General features: G+C 71.0%; 17 protein-coding genes. 13 read left to right on the forward strand and 4 right to left on the reverse strand.

The features are described 5' to 3' along the window. Position 1 precedes the first annotated feature (1 nt). The 12 genes from AC2D10_RS15680 (at position 2) to AC2D10_RS15735 (ending at position 11021) form a co-directional block, all read left to right on the forward strand. On the forward strand, positions 2–565 hold the full coding sequence (locus AC2D10_RS15680) for a tripartite tricarboxylate transporter TctB family protein (protein ID WP_484708991.1): 564 nt from the start codon (positions 2–4) through the stop codon (positions 563–565). After that, on the forward strand, positions 565–2112 hold the full coding sequence (locus AC2D10_RS15685) for a tripartite tricarboxylate transporter permease (protein WP_484708993.1): 1548 nt from the start codon (positions 565–567) through the stop codon (positions 2110–2112). The genes AC2D10_RS15680 and AC2D10_RS15685 overlap by 1 nt, the downstream gene beginning before the upstream one ends. An 81-nt stretch (positions 2113–2193) precedes the next feature. After that, positions 2194–2994, forward strand: a complete 801-nt coding sequence (locus AC2D10_RS15690) for a sulfite exporter TauE/SafE family protein (RefSeq protein WP_484708995.1) — start codon at positions 2194–2196, stop codon at positions 2992–2994. 80 nt (positions 2995–3074) lie between these two features. Further along, positions 3075–3416, forward strand: coding sequence for a hypothetical protein (locus AC2D10_RS15695; RefSeq protein ID WP_484708997.1), 342 nt, complete (start codon positions 3075–3077; stop codon positions 3414–3416). Continuing rightward, on the forward strand, positions 3409–4992 hold the full coding sequence (locus tag AC2D10_RS15700; protein WP_484708999.1) for a sensor histidine kinase: 1584 nt from the start codon (positions 3409–3411) through the stop codon (positions 4990–4992). Before AC2D10_RS15695 ends, AC2D10_RS15700 begins: the two co-directional genes overlap by 8 nt. A gap of 1 nt (position 4993) precedes the next feature. Beyond that, complete coding sequence (locus tag AC2D10_RS15705) at positions 4994–5653, forward strand: response regulator transcription factor (RefSeq protein WP_484709000.1); 660 nt, start codon at positions 4994–4996, stop codon at positions 5651–5653. Next, a complete protein-coding gene (locus tag AC2D10_RS15710; protein ID WP_484709001.1) occupies positions 5650–7242 on the forward strand; it encodes an SLC13 family permease in 1593 nt (530 codons plus the stop codon). Before AC2D10_RS15705 ends, AC2D10_RS15710 begins: the two co-directional genes overlap by 4 nt. A gap of 123 nt (positions 7243–7365) precedes the next feature. Further along, on the forward strand, positions 7366–8568 hold the full coding sequence (locus tag AC2D10_RS15715; RefSeq protein ID WP_484709003.1) for a glycerate kinase family protein: 1203 nt from the start codon (positions 7366–7368) through the stop codon (positions 8566–8568). A 48-nt stretch (positions 8569–8616) separates the two neighbouring features. Next, positions 8617–9063 (forward strand): FAS1-like dehydratase domain-containing protein, encoded by a 447-nt coding sequence (locus tag AC2D10_RS15720; protein ID WP_484709004.1) that lies wholly within the window; start codon positions 8617–8619, stop codon positions 9061–9063. Next, complete coding sequence (locus tag AC2D10_RS15725) at positions 9063–9461, forward strand: MaoC/PaaZ C-terminal domain-containing protein (RefSeq protein WP_484709005.1); 399 nt, start codon at positions 9063–9065, stop codon at positions 9459–9461. Before AC2D10_RS15720 ends, AC2D10_RS15725 begins: the two co-directional genes overlap by 1 nt. A gap of 14 nt (positions 9462–9475) precedes the next feature. Next, positions 9476–10606, forward strand: a complete 1131-nt coding sequence (locus tag AC2D10_RS15730) for a UDP-N-acetylmuramate dehydrogenase (RefSeq protein WP_484709006.1) — start codon at positions 9476–9478, stop codon at positions 10604–10606. A gap of 22 nt (positions 10607–10628) precedes the next feature. Continuing rightward, on the forward strand, positions 10629–11021 hold the full coding sequence (locus tag AC2D10_RS15735) for a VOC family protein (protein ID WP_484709007.1): 393 nt from the start codon (positions 10629–10631) through the stop codon (positions 11019–11021). A 9-nt stretch (positions 11022–11030) separates the two neighbouring features. Here AC2D10_RS15735 and AC2D10_RS15740 read toward each other — a convergent pair whose 3' ends face one another. Together AC2D10_RS15740 and ald are read right to left on the reverse strand one after the other, a co-directional pair. Beyond that, positions 11031–12230 (reverse strand): pyridoxal phosphate-dependent aminotransferase, encoded by a 1200-nt coding sequence (locus tag AC2D10_RS15740; RefSeq protein WP_484709008.1) that lies wholly within the window; start codon positions 12228–12230, stop codon positions 11031–11033. 194 nt (positions 12231–12424) lie between these two features. Further along, complete coding sequence (gene ald / locus AC2D10_RS15745; protein ID WP_484709009.1) at positions 12425–13510, reverse strand: alanine dehydrogenase; 1086 nt, start codon at positions 13508–13510, stop codon at positions 12425–12427. 133 nt (positions 13511–13643) lie between these two features. Here ald and AC2D10_RS15750 point away from each other — a divergent pair, with 133 nt between their 5' ends. Continuing rightward, complete coding sequence (locus tag AC2D10_RS15750; protein ID WP_484709010.1) at positions 13644–14153, forward strand: Lrp/AsnC family transcriptional regulator; 510 nt, start codon at positions 13644–13646, stop codon at positions 14151–14153. A 25-nt stretch (positions 14154–14178) separates the two neighbouring features. Here the strand turns inward: AC2D10_RS15750 and AC2D10_RS15755 are convergent, their stop codons facing one another. After that, positions 14179–14613 (reverse strand): hypothetical protein, encoded by a 435-nt coding sequence (locus AC2D10_RS15755; protein WP_484709011.1) that lies wholly within the window; start codon positions 14611–14613, stop codon positions 14179–14181. Positions 14614–14670: 57 nt separating this feature from the next. Next, positions 14671–15087, reverse strand: a complete 417-nt coding sequence (locus tag AC2D10_RS15760; protein ID WP_484709013.1) for a hypothetical protein — start codon at positions 15085–15087, stop codon at positions 14671–14673. Positions 15088–15127: the final 40 nt, after the last annotated feature.

The following is a 15127-nucleotide window of genomic DNA, read 5'->3' on the forward strand; positions in this document are numbered from 1 at the left end:
CATGGCACGCGGGTCTCTGCGCCGAGACCCCGAGGAGGTGCGGGTCGGTCTCGGCCGACCCGCACGTCTCGTCGGGGCGCTCCCGCTGGGCGAACTCATCTTCGCCTCGCTCATGGTCGCCCTCGGGGTGTTCGCTCTCGTGGGGGTCTTCGCCATCCACGTGCCGGTCGGATCGCAGGTCGGTCCGACGGTCTTCCCGATCTTCGTCGCGGTGCTGCTGCTGGCCGCCGCCGTGTCGGTGGTCGTCGGCATCCTGCGCGGCGACCGCGGCGTGCCCGAAGACGGTGAGGATCTCGATCAGAGCCTGCCCACCGACTGGATCACACTGGTGAAGATCGCTGCGTTCCTGATCGCGCACCTGCTGCTGATCGAACTCATCGGCTGGGCACCGGCCGCCGCACTGCTGTTCTTCGGGGTCGCCTGGTCACTCGGCGCCAAAAAGTGGTGGCGTGCCCTCCTCATCGGTGTCGTGCTGGCACTCGTCGTGCAGGTCGTCTTCGGCGGACTGCTCGGCCTCTCGCTCCCCTGGGGGCCGGCTCTCGGCTGGCTCGGAAGGATGTTCTGATGGACAGCTGGACTCTGCTGCTCGAAGGCTTCGCGACGGCGCTGCAGCCGCAGTACCTCGTGTTCGCGTTCTTCGGCGTGCTGGTCGGCACCGCCGTCGGCGTGCTCCCGGGTATCGGCCCGGCCATGACCGTCGCGCTGCTGCTGCCGCTCACCTACACGCTGGACCCGACCGCGGCGCTCATCACGTTCGCCGGTATCTACTACGGAGGCATGTACGGAGGGTCGACCACCAGCATCCTCCTGAACACACCGGGGGAGTCGGCCTCGATCGTGACCGCGATCGAGGGGCACAAGATGGCCAAGCTCGGGCGTGGAGCCACGGCGCTCGCCACGGCCGCGATCGGCTCGTTCGTCGCCGGCACGCTCGCCACGGTCGGCCTCACGCTCCTGGCCCCGGTGCTCGCGCAGTTCGCGGTGAACCTCGGGCCCTCGGATTACGTCGCGCTGATCGTCGTCGCGTTCGTGACGGTCGGTGCTCTGATGGGCTCCTCGGTGCCGCGCGGTCTGCTCTCGCTCGGCGTCGGCCTGTTCCTCGGGCTGGTCGGCACCGATCAGCTCTCCGGGCAGCAGCGGTACACGCTCGGTCTGCTGCCGCTCGCGGACGGCATCGACATCGTGCTCGTCGCCGTCGGCCTCTTCGCGGTCGGCGAGACGCTCTACATCGCCGCCCGGCTGCGGCACGGCGCGATCGACGTCATCCCGGTGGCCCGCGGATGGCGGAGCTGGATGACCCGCGACGACTGGCGTCGATCGTGGAAGCCCTGGCTGCGCGGGACCGCGATCGGCTTCCCGATCGGCACGATCCCCGCCGGCGGCGCGGATGTCGCGACGTTCCTCTCGTACGCCACGGAGCGCAAGCTCTCGAAGCGTCGCGACGAGTTCGGGCGCGGGGCGATCGAGGGTGTCGCCGGGCCGGAGTCGGCGAACAACGCCGCGGCCGCGGGTGTGCTCGTGCCTCTTCTCACGCTCGGTCTGCCGACGACGGCGACCGCGGCGATCATCCTCACGGCCTTCCAGTCGTACGGCCTGCAGCCGGGGCCGATGCTGTTCACCAGCCAGTCCTCGCTCGTGTGGGCGCTGGTGGCGAGCCTCTACATCGGCAACGTGATCCTGCTCGTGCTCAACCTGCCGCTGGTGGGGATGTGGGTCAAGCTGCTGCAGATCCCGCGGCCGTACCTCTACGCCGGCATCCTGATGTTCGCGGCGTTCGGGGCGTACGCGCTCAACTACTCGGTCGTCGACATCCTGATCCTGCTCGTGATCGGTGTGCTCGGGTACTTCATGCGACGCTACGGCTTCCCGGTCGCGCCGCTGGTGGTCGGCATGATCCTGGGACCGATGGGCGAGGCGCAGCTGCGCCGCGCGCTGCAGCTGAGCCAGGGCGACCTGACGACGCTGGTCGCGCAGCCCTTCGCGGCCGTGGCGTACGGCGTGCTCGCTCTGCTGATCGTCGGCGGGCTGTGGCTGCGCCGTCGCCAGCGCCGGTACGAGCAGGCGCTCACCGAGTCGATCGCGGTGCCGATTCGCACCGACTCGGAGGTGTGACCGGCGGCACGGGCGGGGCGAGCTGCGGGAGTAGGCTTGCGGGGTTGCGGCCTCCGACGGTCCGCGCGGGAGGATTCGAGCGTGAACGACGTCGCGAGCGGCCGGCAGCGAGGGCCGCGGGCATACGCGGCATTCATCGGGATCGGCCTTCTCGCCGGCGTTCTCTCGGGACTGTTCGGGGTCGGCGGCGGCACGGTGATCGTGCCCCTGCTCGTGCTGCTGCTGCAGTTCGACCAGCGTCTGGCCGCCGGCACCTCGCTCGCCGCGATCGTGCCGACCGCGAGCGTGGGCGTCGTGTCGTACGCGGTCTCCGGCTCGGTCGCGTGGGTGCCCGCATTGATCCTCGCCGCGGGAGCGGTGGTGGGCGCGCAGATCGGCACCCGACTGCTGCCGCGCATCTCGCAGACGGTGCTGCGGTGGTGCTTCGTGGGCTTCCTCGTCGTGGTCATCGTCACCCTGTTCCTCGTGGTCCCGTCGCGCGATGCCGAGTTCGTGCTGAGCTGGATCACCTCTATCGGCCTCGTCGCGGTGGGCGTCGGCACCGGCATCCTCGCCGGGCTGATCGGCGTCGGCGGGGGAGTGATCGTCGTCCCCGTGCTGATGCTCGCCTTCGGCACCAGCGACCTGGTCGCGAAGGGCACGTCGCTGCTCATGATGATCCCGACCGCGATCTCGGGCACGATCGGCAACCTCCGACACCGCAACGTCGACCTGCGTGCCGCCGCAGTGATCGGGCTCTCCGCCTGCACCACGACAGCCCTCGGCGCCTGGCTCGCCACCATCGTCGACCCCACAGTCGGAAACATCCTCTTCGCGGCATATCTCGCCGTGATCGCCGTGCAGATCGCCGTGAAGGCCATCCGCGGACGATCCCGGGGCTGATCCGGCGGTCGCCCCGGGAGATGAAGGGATCTTCATCTCCGGCTCATCTGCCCCTCATGAGCGACCGCCATCATGGTGACATGAGCAACGCACGACGCATCCTGATCCCGGGCGCACTGATCGCCATCCCGGTGGTCTTCGCGGTGGGCAGCATCGCCCTGGCCCAGATGCCGGCGTCGCCGCGGATTCCCGAGACTCCCCTCACCGTGCAGCTGGCCACCCCGACCCCGACCCCGACCCCGACCCCGACCGTTGAGCCGGTGCCCGTTCCTCCGCCGCCCGTGGCGGATCCCGTTCCTCCCGCGCCCGTTCCTCCCGCGCCTCTGCCTCCCGCGCCCGTGCCGCCCGCGCCGGTCCAGCCGGATGACGACGGCGACGACGGCGACGACGACGGTGGCGACGACGGAGGCGACGATGACTGACGCCCGGACCGACGCGCCCACCCTTCCGCTCGATCTCCCGGTGCCTGTCGCGCCGCGTCCCGCGGATGCGACGCCGGCCCCGCCGGCCCCGCCGGAGCGCCGTGACGGCGCACCGCTGCGGACCCTCCGCGCCCGCACGCTGCCGGCGCGCTGGCGGATCACGGTGTGGATCATCCTCAGCACGGCCGTCGTGCTGCTGGCGGTCGGCATGATCGGTCGCAGCATCTTCCTCGCGGGCGTCGAGCAGTCGGCGAATGCCGAGATCGAGCAGGAGGCGGCCGAGTTCACGCGCTTCGCCGAGGACGCGACGGCCAGCGGTCACACCACCGCCGCGCAGCTCGTCACCGAGTACGTGGCCCGCCAGTCCGTGCACGAGGACGAGGTCATCGTCGCGACGGTCGAGGGGCAGATCGTGTCGATCGCGAACGGGCGTGCGGTGACCGCGGGGCCGACCGACGTCTCGGCCGTTCCCGGCGGCCAGTCGCTGGTGACGCGTCTGCTCGCCTCAGACGTGGCCTCGGGCGAGCGGGATGCCGCGCAGACCGGACCCCTGCGCTGGGGCCGGCTCGACTTCGCCGCCGGCGAGGAGCAGGGCGCGGTTCTCATCGTGCAGTACACCGAGCAGGCGCGCGCCCAGGTGGATTCCGGATTCGCCACGATCGCCTGGGTGGCTCTCGTCGGCATCGTGCTGAGCTCGGGCGTCGCCTGGCTCGTCGCCGGTCAGATCCTGGCACCCGTGCGCGAGGTGTACCGGGTCGCGCGTGACATCGGCGAGCACGATCTGACCGCACGCGTTCCCGTCGAGGGCACCGACGACATCGCCGCGGTCGCCACCACCTTCAACCAGATGCTCGACCGCCTCGAGGCGGTGCATGCGACGCAGCAGCGCTTCGTGGATGACGCGGGCCACGAGCTGCGCACGCCCATCACGATCGTGCGCGGTCAGCTGGAGCTGCTCAGCGAGGATCCGATCGAGCGGGCGGCCACACTGCGCCTGGTCAGCGAGGAACTCGACCGCATGAGCCGCATCGTGACGGACCTGCTCGTGCTGGCGCGCGCCGAGCAGCCCGACTTCGTGCGCATCGCCGACTGCGAGGTGTCGGCGCTCACCCTCGACATCGAGGCGAAGGCGCAGACGCTGGGAGACCGTCGCTGGCAGCTGATGGAGATCGCCGAGGGCACCGCGAAGCTCGACCCCCAGCGAGTCACCCAGGCGTTGCTGCAGCTGGCCGCCAACGCCGTGCAGGTCACCGAGCCCGGCGACCGCATCCACATCGGCTCACGCTTCGAGGGAGCGGGCGACGAGCGTCGCCTGCGGCTCTGGGTGCGCGATACCGGACCGGGAGTGGCCGCCGCCGACGCCGAGCGGATCTTCCAGCGGTTCGCCCGCGGAGACAGCACCGGCGCTCGCCGCGGCTCCGGGCTGGGACTCGCCATCGTGCGGGCGATCACCGACGGGCACGGCGGATCGGCCTGGGTCGACAGCGTGCTCGGCGACGGAGCGACGTTCGGCATCGACATCCCCGCCCCCGGTCCGGCGCACCCCGTGAACACCGACGCAGAGAGGAGCGTGTGAGATGCGCAGCATCCTGATCGCCGAGGACGACCCGCACATCACGTCGTTCGTGCGCCGTGGCCTGCGCGCCGCCGGCTACGAGACCTCCGAGGCCGCCGACGGTCACACCGCGCTGCTGATGGCACGTGGCGGGACGTTCGACCTGGTGCTGCTCGACATCGGCCTGGGCGGTATGGACGGCTTCGATGTGCTCGCTCATCTGCGCGGCGAGGGCGTGACCACCCCGGTCATCATCCTCACCGCTCGCGATTCGGTGATCGACACCGTGCGCGGACTCGAGAGCGGTGCCAACGACTACGTCACCAAGCCCTTCCAGTTCGCCGAGCTCATCGCCCGCGTGCGGCTGCGCATCGGTGACGGCGACGGACGCGCGACCGGCCCGGTGCTCTCGCACGGCGATGTGCGCGTGGATGTGCGCGCCCGCACCGTGACCGTCGACGGCGATATGCGCGAGCTGACCTCACGCGAATTCGCGCTGCTCGAGGTGTTCCTGCAGAACGTCGGGCAGGTGCTCTCGCGCGATCAGCTGATCGGGCATGTGTGGGGGATGGACTTCGACCCCGCGTCCAACGTCGTCGACGTCTATGTGCGTGCACTGCGCGGCAAGATCGGCGCCGACCGCATCGAGACCGTGCGCGGGGCGGGATACCGATTCCGATGAACGACTCCGTGCAGACCGACTCCCCGGCGACGGGTGAACGCGCCCGCTTCGCGACGGTGCCGCCGCTGCGGGGCCAGGGGGCCGTGGCCTCCCGCCGACGTCGCGCTCCGCTCGGCCGCTCGGGGACCGTGCGTCTGGCCACTGCCCTGCTGATCCTGGCCGCAGGTGTGGCGATGGCGCTCACTGCCGCTCCCTCCGCTGGCGCCGACGGTGCAGCGATGACGCTGCCGATCGCGGTCACGCTCACGGTCTTCCTGCTCGCCGTCTGGGCGTGGACCTCGACCGGGCTCGACGACACCCTCGTGGCCTTCCTCGCCGCGATCGCCCTGATCATCACCGGCGTGCTGCCCGCGGGCACATTCTTCGCCTCGCTCGGAGACGAGACGATCTGGCTGCTGATCGGCGCGTTCGTGATCGCCTCGGCCGTGTCATCGTCGGGGCTCGCGCTGCGGGGCGCCGCGCAGCTGCTGCGGTTCGCGCGGGGTCCGCGGAGTCTCTTTCACCTGACCACGGTCGCGCTGACCCTGACGGCGTTCGCGGTCCCCGCCACCTCGGGGCGCGCGGCTCTCGCGGTCCCCGTGTTCACGGCGGTGTCCTCCGCACTTTCCGGCCGCACGCGACTGATCCGGGCGCTCGCGCTGCTGATGCCGACGGTCGTCCTGCTCTCCGCGGTCGGATCCCTCCTGGGGGCGGGCGCGCACATCATCACCGACCAGCTGCTGCGCGCCTCCGGCGCCGAGGGCTTCAGCTTTCTCGGCTGGCTCTGGCTCGGTCTGCCGCTGGCCGTCGTCTCGTCGCACCTCGCGTGCGAGATCGTGCTCTGGCGTTTCACGCATCGCTCCGACCGAGCCACCGCGCTGCGGGTGACGCCGGGCGACATCGAGCGCTCTGCTTCTCGTGTCGCCACGACCGGCCCCGTCGTCGTCACCGGACCGTTGAGCGCGATGGAGCGCCGCGCCGCGTTGCTGCTCGGCGCCGTCGTCGTGCTCTGGAGCACGGAGCCGCTGCATCACCTCGCCCCTGCTCTGGTCGCTCTGCTCGGCGCGGTCGCCGCGGTCACTCCGGGAATCGGCTGCACCACGTTCCCCGCCGCGATCAAGCGCGTGCCGTGGTCGCTGCTGCTGTTCCTGGCCGCGACGCTCGCGCTGGCATCCGCTCTCACCACGACCGGCGCCGCCACCTGGCTGAGCGTGTCTGCGCTCGCTCCCATCCAGGGCCTCGGAACGGCCGGGGCCGTGGTGTTCGTCCTCGTGGTGATCGCGGTGTCGACGGCCGCGCACCTGCTGATCCCGTCGCGGTCCGCGCGGTCCGCGGCGATCATTCCCGTGGTGATCGCGCTCGCTCCCGGGCTCGGCGTCGATCCGATGGCCGCCGCCTTCGCGTCGACCGCCGCGGCCGGGTTCTGCCACACGCTCCCGAGCTCCGCGAAGCCGGTGGCGATGTTCGCCGATCCCGAGGTGGTCGCCGGAGGATTCACCCCGCGCGATCTGCGCCGACTCTCGGTGCTGCTCGCTCCCGCGATGTTCGTGCTCGTGGCGGTCTTCTCACTCTGGATCTGGCCGCTGATGGGCCTCCCGCTGCTGCGCTGACCGCAGCCGCGGAACCGCATCGTCCGAAAACCCTTCCGCGTGCACCGCCGGTGCACCGGTGATCGTCGTGCCCGGCATCCGGGTGCCCATCGTCGACCCTGCGGGGCGACACGAGGAGGAACCATGTCCATCCACACCCCCCAGCGCATCCTGGTCGCCCCGAGCGGATTCAAGGAGAGCCTCAGCGCCGAGGTGGTCGCCCAGGCGATCGCCGCCGGCGTGCGTCGCGTCATCCCCGGCGTGCAGGTCGACGAGTTCCCCGTGCCCGACGGCGGCGAGGGAACAGCTGCTGCGCTCGCGAAAGCCACCGGAGGGAAGCTCGTGCCGCTGCGGGTGACCGGACCCGTCGGGGCCCCGGTGCTCGCGCACTGGGCGCGTCTCGGCGGCGAGGCGACCGGCACCGCGGTCGTCGAGATGGCCTCGGCCGCCGGGCTGCGCCTCGTTCCGCGCGACCGGCGGGACCCGGGTGAGACCACCACGCACGGAGTGGGCGAGCTGATCTCCGCGGCCCTGGATGACGGGGCGCAGCGCATCGTGGTCGGATGCGGCGACTCGGGCACCAGCGACGGCGGAGCGGGCGCGCTGCAGGCGCTGGGCGCGCGCATCCTCGACCGTGACGGCGTGCCCCTGGCGCCGGGCGGGCGGCATCTGGCGGAGGCGGCGCACCTCGATCTCTCGGGACTGCACCCCCGCATCGCCGAGGTCGAGATCGTGCTCGCCTGCAACATCCACAACGTGCTCTGCGGTCCCCGCGGTGTGGCTCGGGTGTTCGGGCCGCAGAAGGGAGCGACGCCGACGCAGGTCGAGCAGCTCGCGCTCGCACTCGACGTCTGGGCGGGACTCCTCGAGGAGCAGAGCCCGCACGGTGCGGGCATGGACGTGCGCACGGGTGGGGGAACCGGAGCCTCCGGAGGCCTGGGCGCCGGGCTCGCCGCAGCGCTCGGTGCGCGGCTCGCTCCGCGCTTCGAGGTGCTGCTCGACGGTGGTCTGCTGCCCAACGCCCTCGACGAGCTGATGGCGGCCGCCGATCTCGTGATCACCGCCGAGGGCGCGATCGACTTCCAGACGCCGCGGGGCAAGGTGCCCGCCGAGATCGCGATGCGCGCGCGCGTCGCCGGGGTGCCCGTGCTCGGGATCGCCGGCTCGCTCGGGCAGGGAGCCCCGGCGGTGCACGACATCGGGATCGACGCGATCGCCTCCATCCTCACCGTGCCGATGCCGCTGGAGCAAGCGGTCGAGCAGGGCGAGGCGCTGCTGCGGGACGCGGCGGAACGCAGTATGCGCATGGTGCTGCTCGGATCGGCGATGTCGGCGCGCGCGGTCTGAGCGGACGGTCTGAGCGGACGGTCGGCGGGGCCTCGGTAGGATCGAGGGGTGGCAGTGAACCCAGAACTGATCGGCCGGGAGTTCCCGCCGACGTCCCCGTACCTCGTCGGCCGGGAGAAGGTTCGCGAGTTCGCTCGTGCCGTCTTCGCTGACGCCCCGCAGCACACCGACGTCGAGGCGGCCCGCGCGGCCGGTTTCGCCGACGTGGTGGCGCCGCCGACCTTCGCGATGGTGATTCAGGACCTGACGCTGCAGCAGCTGCTCGGCCTCGACGACTCGGGCATCGTGCTTGCACGCACCATCCACGCCGAGCAGCGGTTCGCCTACTCGCGGCCGATCGTCGCCGGCGACGAGCTGGTCGGACAGCTGCGCGTCACCGGCATCCGCACGATGGGCGGCAACGCGCTGATCACCAGCGAAGCCGAGATCACCGACACCGACGGCGCCCACGTCGTCACCGCCACCAGCGTGCTGCTGGTGGGAGAGGGGGAGTGATGGGCTACACCGTCGGAGACACCGTCGCCGAGCGCACCGTGCACCTGACGCGCGAGTCGCTCGTGCGCTACGCCGGAGCATCGGGAGACTTCAACCCGATCCACTACCGCGACGACGTCGCGGCCTCGGTCGGACTGCCCGGAGTGCTCGCGCACGGCATGCTGACCATGGGCATCGCCTCGTCGGTCGTCGTGGCCGCGCTCGAGCCCGACGCCCGCATCGTCGACTACGGCGTGCGCTTCACCAAGCCGGTCGTCGTGGATCCCGTCGAGGGCGCCGACGTGCACGTGCTGGCCACGGTCGGCGCCGTCGACGACGCCGCGGTGCGCATCGACCTGAAGGTCACGTTCGCCGAGACGACGGTGCTGGTCAAGGCGCAGCTGCGCGTCGCGGTCTGAGGGTGCGGTCTGACATGCACGAGATCGACCCGATCCGTCTCGCCGAGCTCACCACGCTGCGCACCGGCGCCGCCCCGGCACGGATGCAGGAGGCCCGCACCACCGCGGAGCTCGTCGAGGCGCTGCGCGACACCTGGTCCCGCGGCGACGACTGGTTCGTGCTGGGCGGAGGATCGAACCTGTTCGTGGGCGATGAGAGCTTCGACGGCACCGTCATCCGCGTGCGGACCGAGGGCATCGAAGAGCTGCCGTCTCCGCACGAGGGCCGCATCCGGTTGCGCGCCCAAGCCGGCCACGGATGGGACGCATTCGTGGCCTACGCGGTCGAGCACGGCTACGCGGGCATGGAGGCCATGTCGGGGATTCCCGGCACGGTCGGCGCCTCACCCGTGCAGAACATCGGCGCCTACGGGCAGGAGATCCAGGAGACCCTGGTCGAGGTCGAGCTGATCGACGAGGCCACGGGCGAGATCTCCACAGTCCCGGCTGCCGAGCTGGGGCTCGGGTTCCGTACCTCGGTGCTCAAGCATCACTACGGGCAGGTGCCCGAGCGCCGAGCAGTGATCCTCTCGGTCACGGTCGACCTGGTCGTGGCGACCGAGCGGATCGTGCGCGGCGAGCAGCTGCGTCGGGCCCTCGGTCTCGCTGACGACACCCCCGTTCCGCTCACCTGGGTGCGCGAGCGCATCCTCGCCACCCGCGCCACGAAGGGCATGCTGCTCGACGAGAACGACCCCGACACGCACGGCGTCGGCTCGTTCTTCCAGAACGCGATCGTGCCCGAGTCGGTCGCGCGCGCGCTGCCGCCCGAATGCCCGCGCTGGCCCGTGGCGCCGGACCTCGACGCGGTCACCGTGATCCCGCTGGCCAACTACGACGGACTGCTCGAGGCTCCGCGGCACGAGCCGACCGAGGTCAAGGTCAGCGCGGCGTGGCTGATCGAGCAGGCCGGCATCCGCAAGGGCTTCAAGCTGCCGCAGTCGCGCGCCTCGGTGTCGACCAAGCACGCGCTCGCGCTGACGAATCGTGGCAACGCCACCGCCGCCGAGGTCGCCCAGCTCGCGCGCTTCATCCAGAGCCGCGTGCACGCGGAGTTCGGACTGGTGCTGCAGCCCGAGCCGGTGCTGATCGACGTCGAGCTGTGAGCGGCGGCGCTACACTCGCCGCATGAGCGGACTGATCCCGTACCTGCTGTTCCCCGGCAACGCGGCTGAGGCGATGCGGCACTACCACTCGGTGTTCGGCGGCGAGCTGCAGATGCACGACTACGCCGAGCTCGGGCGGCATGACGGCCCGGGCGACGCGATCGGTCACGCGATGCTGCAGGGCGTGGTGGAGCTGTCGGGCGCGGATGCCGGGAGCGACGACGACGCGGTGCAGATGAGCGGCATGTTCCTGTCGCTGCTCGGCACTGCAGACGCCGCCACGCTCACGCGCTGGTACGACGCGCTCGCGGACGGCGGTCGGGTGATCGACGCACTCCAGCAGCGGCCGTGGGGCGACTGGGACGGGACGCTCGTCGATCGCTACGGCATCCGCTGGCTGATCGGGTTCGCGTGAGGGCTCTGGTCAGGAGAAGAGGCGCTGGAGGCGCTGGATGCCCTCGAGCAGGGCGTCATCGCCGAGGGCATACGACAGGCGCAGGTAGCCGCTCGGACCGAACGCCTCACCCGGGACGACCGCGACCTCGGCCTGCTCGAGGATGAGATCGGCGAGCTCGAGCGAGGACGTCGGCGTGACGCCGCCCCACGTGCGACCCAGCAGACCCTGCACGTCGGGGTACACATAGAACGCGCCGAGGGGGTTGGGCACACGCACGCCGTCGATCTTCGACAGCTCGGCCACGATGAGGCGGCGGCGGCGGTCGAACGCCTCGCGCATCTGCTCGGCCTCGGTCTGCGGACCGTTGAGCGCGGCGATCGCCGCCTTCTGCGCCACGTTGTTCACGTTGCTCGACAGGTGCGACTGCAGGTTGCCCGCGATCTTGATGGCGTCGCTCGGACCCACCATCCAGCCCACGCGCCAGCCGGTCATCGCGTAGGTCTTCGCGACGCCGTTCACGAGGATCGTCTGGCCGGCGACCTCGGGAACGGCCTCGACGATCGACGTGGCCTTCACGCCCTCGTAGGTCAGGTTCTGGTAGATCTCGTCGCTGATGACCCAGATGCCATGCTCGAGGGCCCATTCGCCGATCGCGCGCGTCTCGTCGGCGGTGTAGACCGAGCCGGTGGGGTTCGACGGCGAGACGAAGACCAGCGCGGTGGTGCGCTCGGTGCGGGCGGCCTCGAGCTGCTCGACGGTCACCTTGTACTCCTGGTCGGCGCCGGCGAAGACCTCGACCGGAGTGCCGTCGGCCAGGCGGATCGCCTCAGGGTACGTGGTCCAGTACGGCGCGGGGAGCAGCACCTCGTCGCCCGGGTTCACCACGGCCTGGAACGCCTGGTACACGGACTGCTTGCCGCCGTTGGTCACGATGACCTGGCTCGGAGAGACCTCCAGGCCCGAGTCGCGCAGCGTCTTCGCCGCGATCGCCTCGCGCAGCGCCGGCAGACCGGCGGCCGGCGTGTAGCGGTAGCTGGCCGGGTCGGCGAGGGCTTCGGCGGCGGCATCCACGATGAACTGCGGCGTCGAGAAGTCGGGCTCACCCGCGGCATACGAGATGACGGGCTTGCCTTCGGCCTTCAGAGCCTTCGCCTTGGCGTCGACCTTGAGGGTCGCCGACTCGGCGATCGCGGACAGTTTGCGGGAGAGAGGAGCGCGTTCGGTCACGACTACGAGCGTAGTCGGCGGCACGGGTCGGGTGCGGGGTGCGCGCTCCGCAAGATCCGCGATTCTTGACGGCACGCTCAGGTGTTCGGGCGCGGGATGGCGCGGGGAGGGGTCGCGACTCGCCGTATCGGATGCCGGGAGGCGGCGATTCGCGACCCCTCCCGGCCGCACGACGGCGGCGGCTCAGACGCAGGTCACAGCCCGTGGGCGCGCGCGACGGCGTCGAGCACGATGCGGCCGTCGTGCACGTTCAGACCCTTCGCGAGCTCGGGGTTCTCGGATGCGGCGCGATCCCAACCCGCGCCGGCGATCGCCGAGACGTAGGGGAGGGTCGCGTTGGTGAGTGCGCGGGTCGCGGTCTCGGGCACGGCCCCCGGCATGTTCGCCACGCAGTAGTAGATCGAATCGTGCACCGCGAAGGTCGGGTCGTCGTGCGTGGTCGGGCGCGAGCCCTCGAAGCATCCGCCCTGGTCGATCGCGATGTCGACGAGCACCGAGCCCGGCTTCATCGTCGCGACCATCTCGTCGGTGACGAGCTTGGGCGCGGCGGCGCCGGGGATCAGTACCGAGCCGATCACGAGGTCGGCGGTGGCGAGCTCCTCGGCGATGTCGTAGCGGCTCGACGCGCGCGTCTGCAGCGCGCCGCCGTAGCGGTGCTCGAGTTCGCGCAGGCGCGGCAGGGAGATGTCGATCACGGTGACCTGCGACCCGAGTCCCAGGGCGTTGGCCGCGGCGTGCTCGCCGGCGACGCCGCCGCCGATGACCACGGTCTTCGCGCGCGGGGTGCCCGCGATGCCGCCGAGCAGGGTGCCGCGCCCGCCGTTGGAGCGCAGCAGCGCGTAAGAGCCCATCGTGACCGAGAGGCGCCCGGCGATCTCGCTCATCGGCACGAGCAGCGGCAGGCTGCGGTCGGGAAGCTGCACCGTCTCATACGCGACGGCCGTGGTGCCGGCATCGACCAGGGCGGTGGTGAGGGCGCGGTCGGCGGCCAAGTGCAGATAGGTGAAGAGCGTGAGATCGGGGCGCAGGAAGCCGTACTCCTCGGCGATCGGCTCCTTCACCTTGATGAGCAGATCGGCCTCGCCCCACACCTCGGCTGCGGACTCGACGATCTCGGCGCCCACGGCACGGAACGCGTCGTCGGTGAGGCTCGAGCCGAGGCCGGCGCCGGACTGCACGAGCACCCGGTGACCTTCGTGCACGAGCCGGTCTGCTCCGGCCGGGGTCAGGGCGACCCGGCTCTCGTTGTTCTTGACCTCGGTGGGTACGCCGATCTTCATCGATCCTCCTGGTGTCGCGTCCGGGGTATGGACGGTGTCGCGTGCGTGAGGACAGAATCGCAGAAACGACAGCGGATCGACAGATCATCTGCGAAAGCTTCGGCAGACTCGCGAATCGTGAATAATGCTTCGCATGGACCAGTCAGATCCGGTGGAGACGCCGAAGACTCTTCGGGCGCCGGCGCTCGACGCGATCGACGCCGAGATTGTGCGGCTCCTCAGCGTCGACGGGCGCATGACAAACGCTGAGCTCGCGGGCACGCTCGGCGTCGCCCCGTCGACAGCGCACGCACGCCTGCGCGCGCTGATCGATCGCGGCGTCATCACCGGCTTCCACGCCAGCGTGGATGAGCGGATGCTGGGCGCCGGACTCCAGGCGATCATCGGCGTGAGTCTGCGGCCGAGCGCACGGCGCGAGAGCATCGTCGCGTTCGCCGATCGCGTGCGTGCCCTGCCGCAGGTGATCCAGGTGTTCTTCCTCGGCGGCGAAGACGACTTCCTGCTGCATATCGCCGTGGCCGACTCGTCGGAGATGCGCGAGTTCGTGCTCGAGCATCTGTCGGCGCAGAGCAGCGTCGCCTCGACCCGCACCAGCATCGTGTTCGACTACCACCGCAACTCCGTGGCAGCCGCGTTCTCCTAGTCGCCGAAAGCGGGGCGCGCCAGGATCAGGCGCCGAAGGACGACGGCAGGGCGCAGTAGTCGGCGAACCGGCGGAACGGGGCGTCCGGGTCGGTCACGTCGACGAGGGCGGATGCCACGCTGTGCGGCGGCTCGTCACCGATCATCTGCCAGAGCGTGAAGTTCCAGAGCCCCCGGGCGTTCTCGGCCATCAGAGCCGCGGGGCCGGAGACGATCAGCACGCGTCCGTCCTGCGGCGCCTCGCGGAACGGGGCGATGACGTCTGCGCGGAGCGCCGTGGCATCGCCGTCGTCGGTGTGCGTGCGCTTCACGTTCTGATCGGCCGCGGTCAGCGCCGCCGCGAGGTCATCTGCCGTGCGGCGCGAGCGCTCGGCATCCGCGCCCGTCACCGCGAGCAGGCGGTTGCCCCGGGGGTAGAGGTGCAGGAACTCGTCGGCGATGCCGTTCCAGACGTCGGTCATGTCTCCAGGGTACGTCTGTCTCAGCTCCCGGGCGCGGGCGGATTGCCACACGCGGGGTCACGTCGACAGGGAGGACAGCGCGCGGAGCGCGTACGGCACCAGGCCGCAGGCCGACACGAGCACGCACGCCGTCATGGCGAGCGTGAGCGACAGGGCGACGAGCGGGGTGCGACTCGAGAGTCGGTGCAGCAGGATCAGCGCCGCGGCCGGTGGCAGGTACCACGTCGACGACGTCGTGTCCCAGAAGTCGACGAGCAAGGTCGCCGGAGTGGGCGGGCCGAACCTCGCGTCAGGAAGGAAGATCCACACGGCGAGCAGGCACAGCGCCGCCATGATCGTCAGCGTGCTGAGGCCGAGCGAGGTGCACATGCGCACCAGCGGGCCGGTTCCGACGGGCAGGGGGACAGGAACAGACGGCGGGGCAGGCGGCGTGGCAGGCGGCAAGGCGGGCTGCGGGGGAGAGAGCTTCGGCATTCCGCGAAGATACGCGGGACGCGGCGCCCCCCGGAGGAGT

The organism is Microbacterium sp. PI-SA-G (genome assembly GCF_057215335.1).

Bases quoted from the DNA above. Each gene is read 5' to 3' on its own strand.
- AC2D10_RS15710 (WP_484709001.1), top strand. From the start codon at position 5,650: ATGAACGACTCCGTGCAGACCGACTCCCCGGCGACGGGTGAACGCGCC.
- AC2D10_RS15705 (WP_484709000.1), top strand. From the start codon at position 4,994: ATGCGCAGCATCCTGATCGCCGAGGACGACCCGCACATCACGTCGTTC.
- AC2D10_RS15760 (WP_484709013.1), bottom strand. From the start codon at position 15,087: ATGCCGAAGCTCTCTCCCCCGCAGCCCGCCTTGCCGCCTGCCACGCCG.
- ald (WP_484709009.1), bottom strand. From the start codon at position 13,510: ATGAAGATCGGCGTACCCACCGAGGTCAAGAACAACGAGAGCCGGGTC.
- AC2D10_RS15735 (WP_484709007.1), top strand. From the start codon at position 10,629: ATGAGCGGACTGATCCCGTACCTGCTGTTCCCCGGCAACGCGGCTGAG.
- AC2D10_RS15680 (WP_484708991.1), top strand. From the start codon at position 2: ATGGCACGCGGGTCTCTGCGCCGAGACCCCGAGGAGGTGCGGGTCGGT.
- AC2D10_RS15750 (WP_484709010.1), top strand. From the start codon at position 13,644: ATGGACCAGTCAGATCCGGTGGAGACGCCGAAGACTCTTCGGGCGCCG.
- AC2D10_RS15725 (WP_484709005.1), top strand. From the start codon at position 9,063: ATGGGCTACACCGTCGGAGACACCGTCGCCGAGCGCACCGTGCACCTG.
- AC2D10_RS15685 (WP_484708993.1), top strand. From the start codon at position 565: ATGGACAGCTGGACTCTGCTGCTCGAAGGCTTCGCGACGGCGCTGCAG.
- AC2D10_RS15730 (WP_484709006.1), top strand. From the start codon at position 9,476: ATGCACGAGATCGACCCGATCCGTCTCGCCGAGCTCACCACGCTGCGC.
- AC2D10_RS15755 (WP_484709011.1), bottom strand. From the start codon at position 14,613: ATGACCGACGTCTGGAACGGCATCGCCGACGAGTTCCTGCACCTCTAC.
- AC2D10_RS15695 (WP_484708997.1), top strand. From the start codon at position 3,075: ATGAGCAACGCACGACGCATCCTGATCCCGGGCGCACTGATCGCCATC.
- AC2D10_RS15700 (WP_484708999.1), top strand. From the start codon at position 3,409: ATGACTGACGCCCGGACCGACGCGCCCACCCTTCCGCTCGATCTCCCG.
- AC2D10_RS15715 (WP_484709003.1), top strand. From the start codon at position 7,366: ATGTCCATCCACACCCCCCAGCGCATCCTGGTCGCCCCGAGCGGATTC.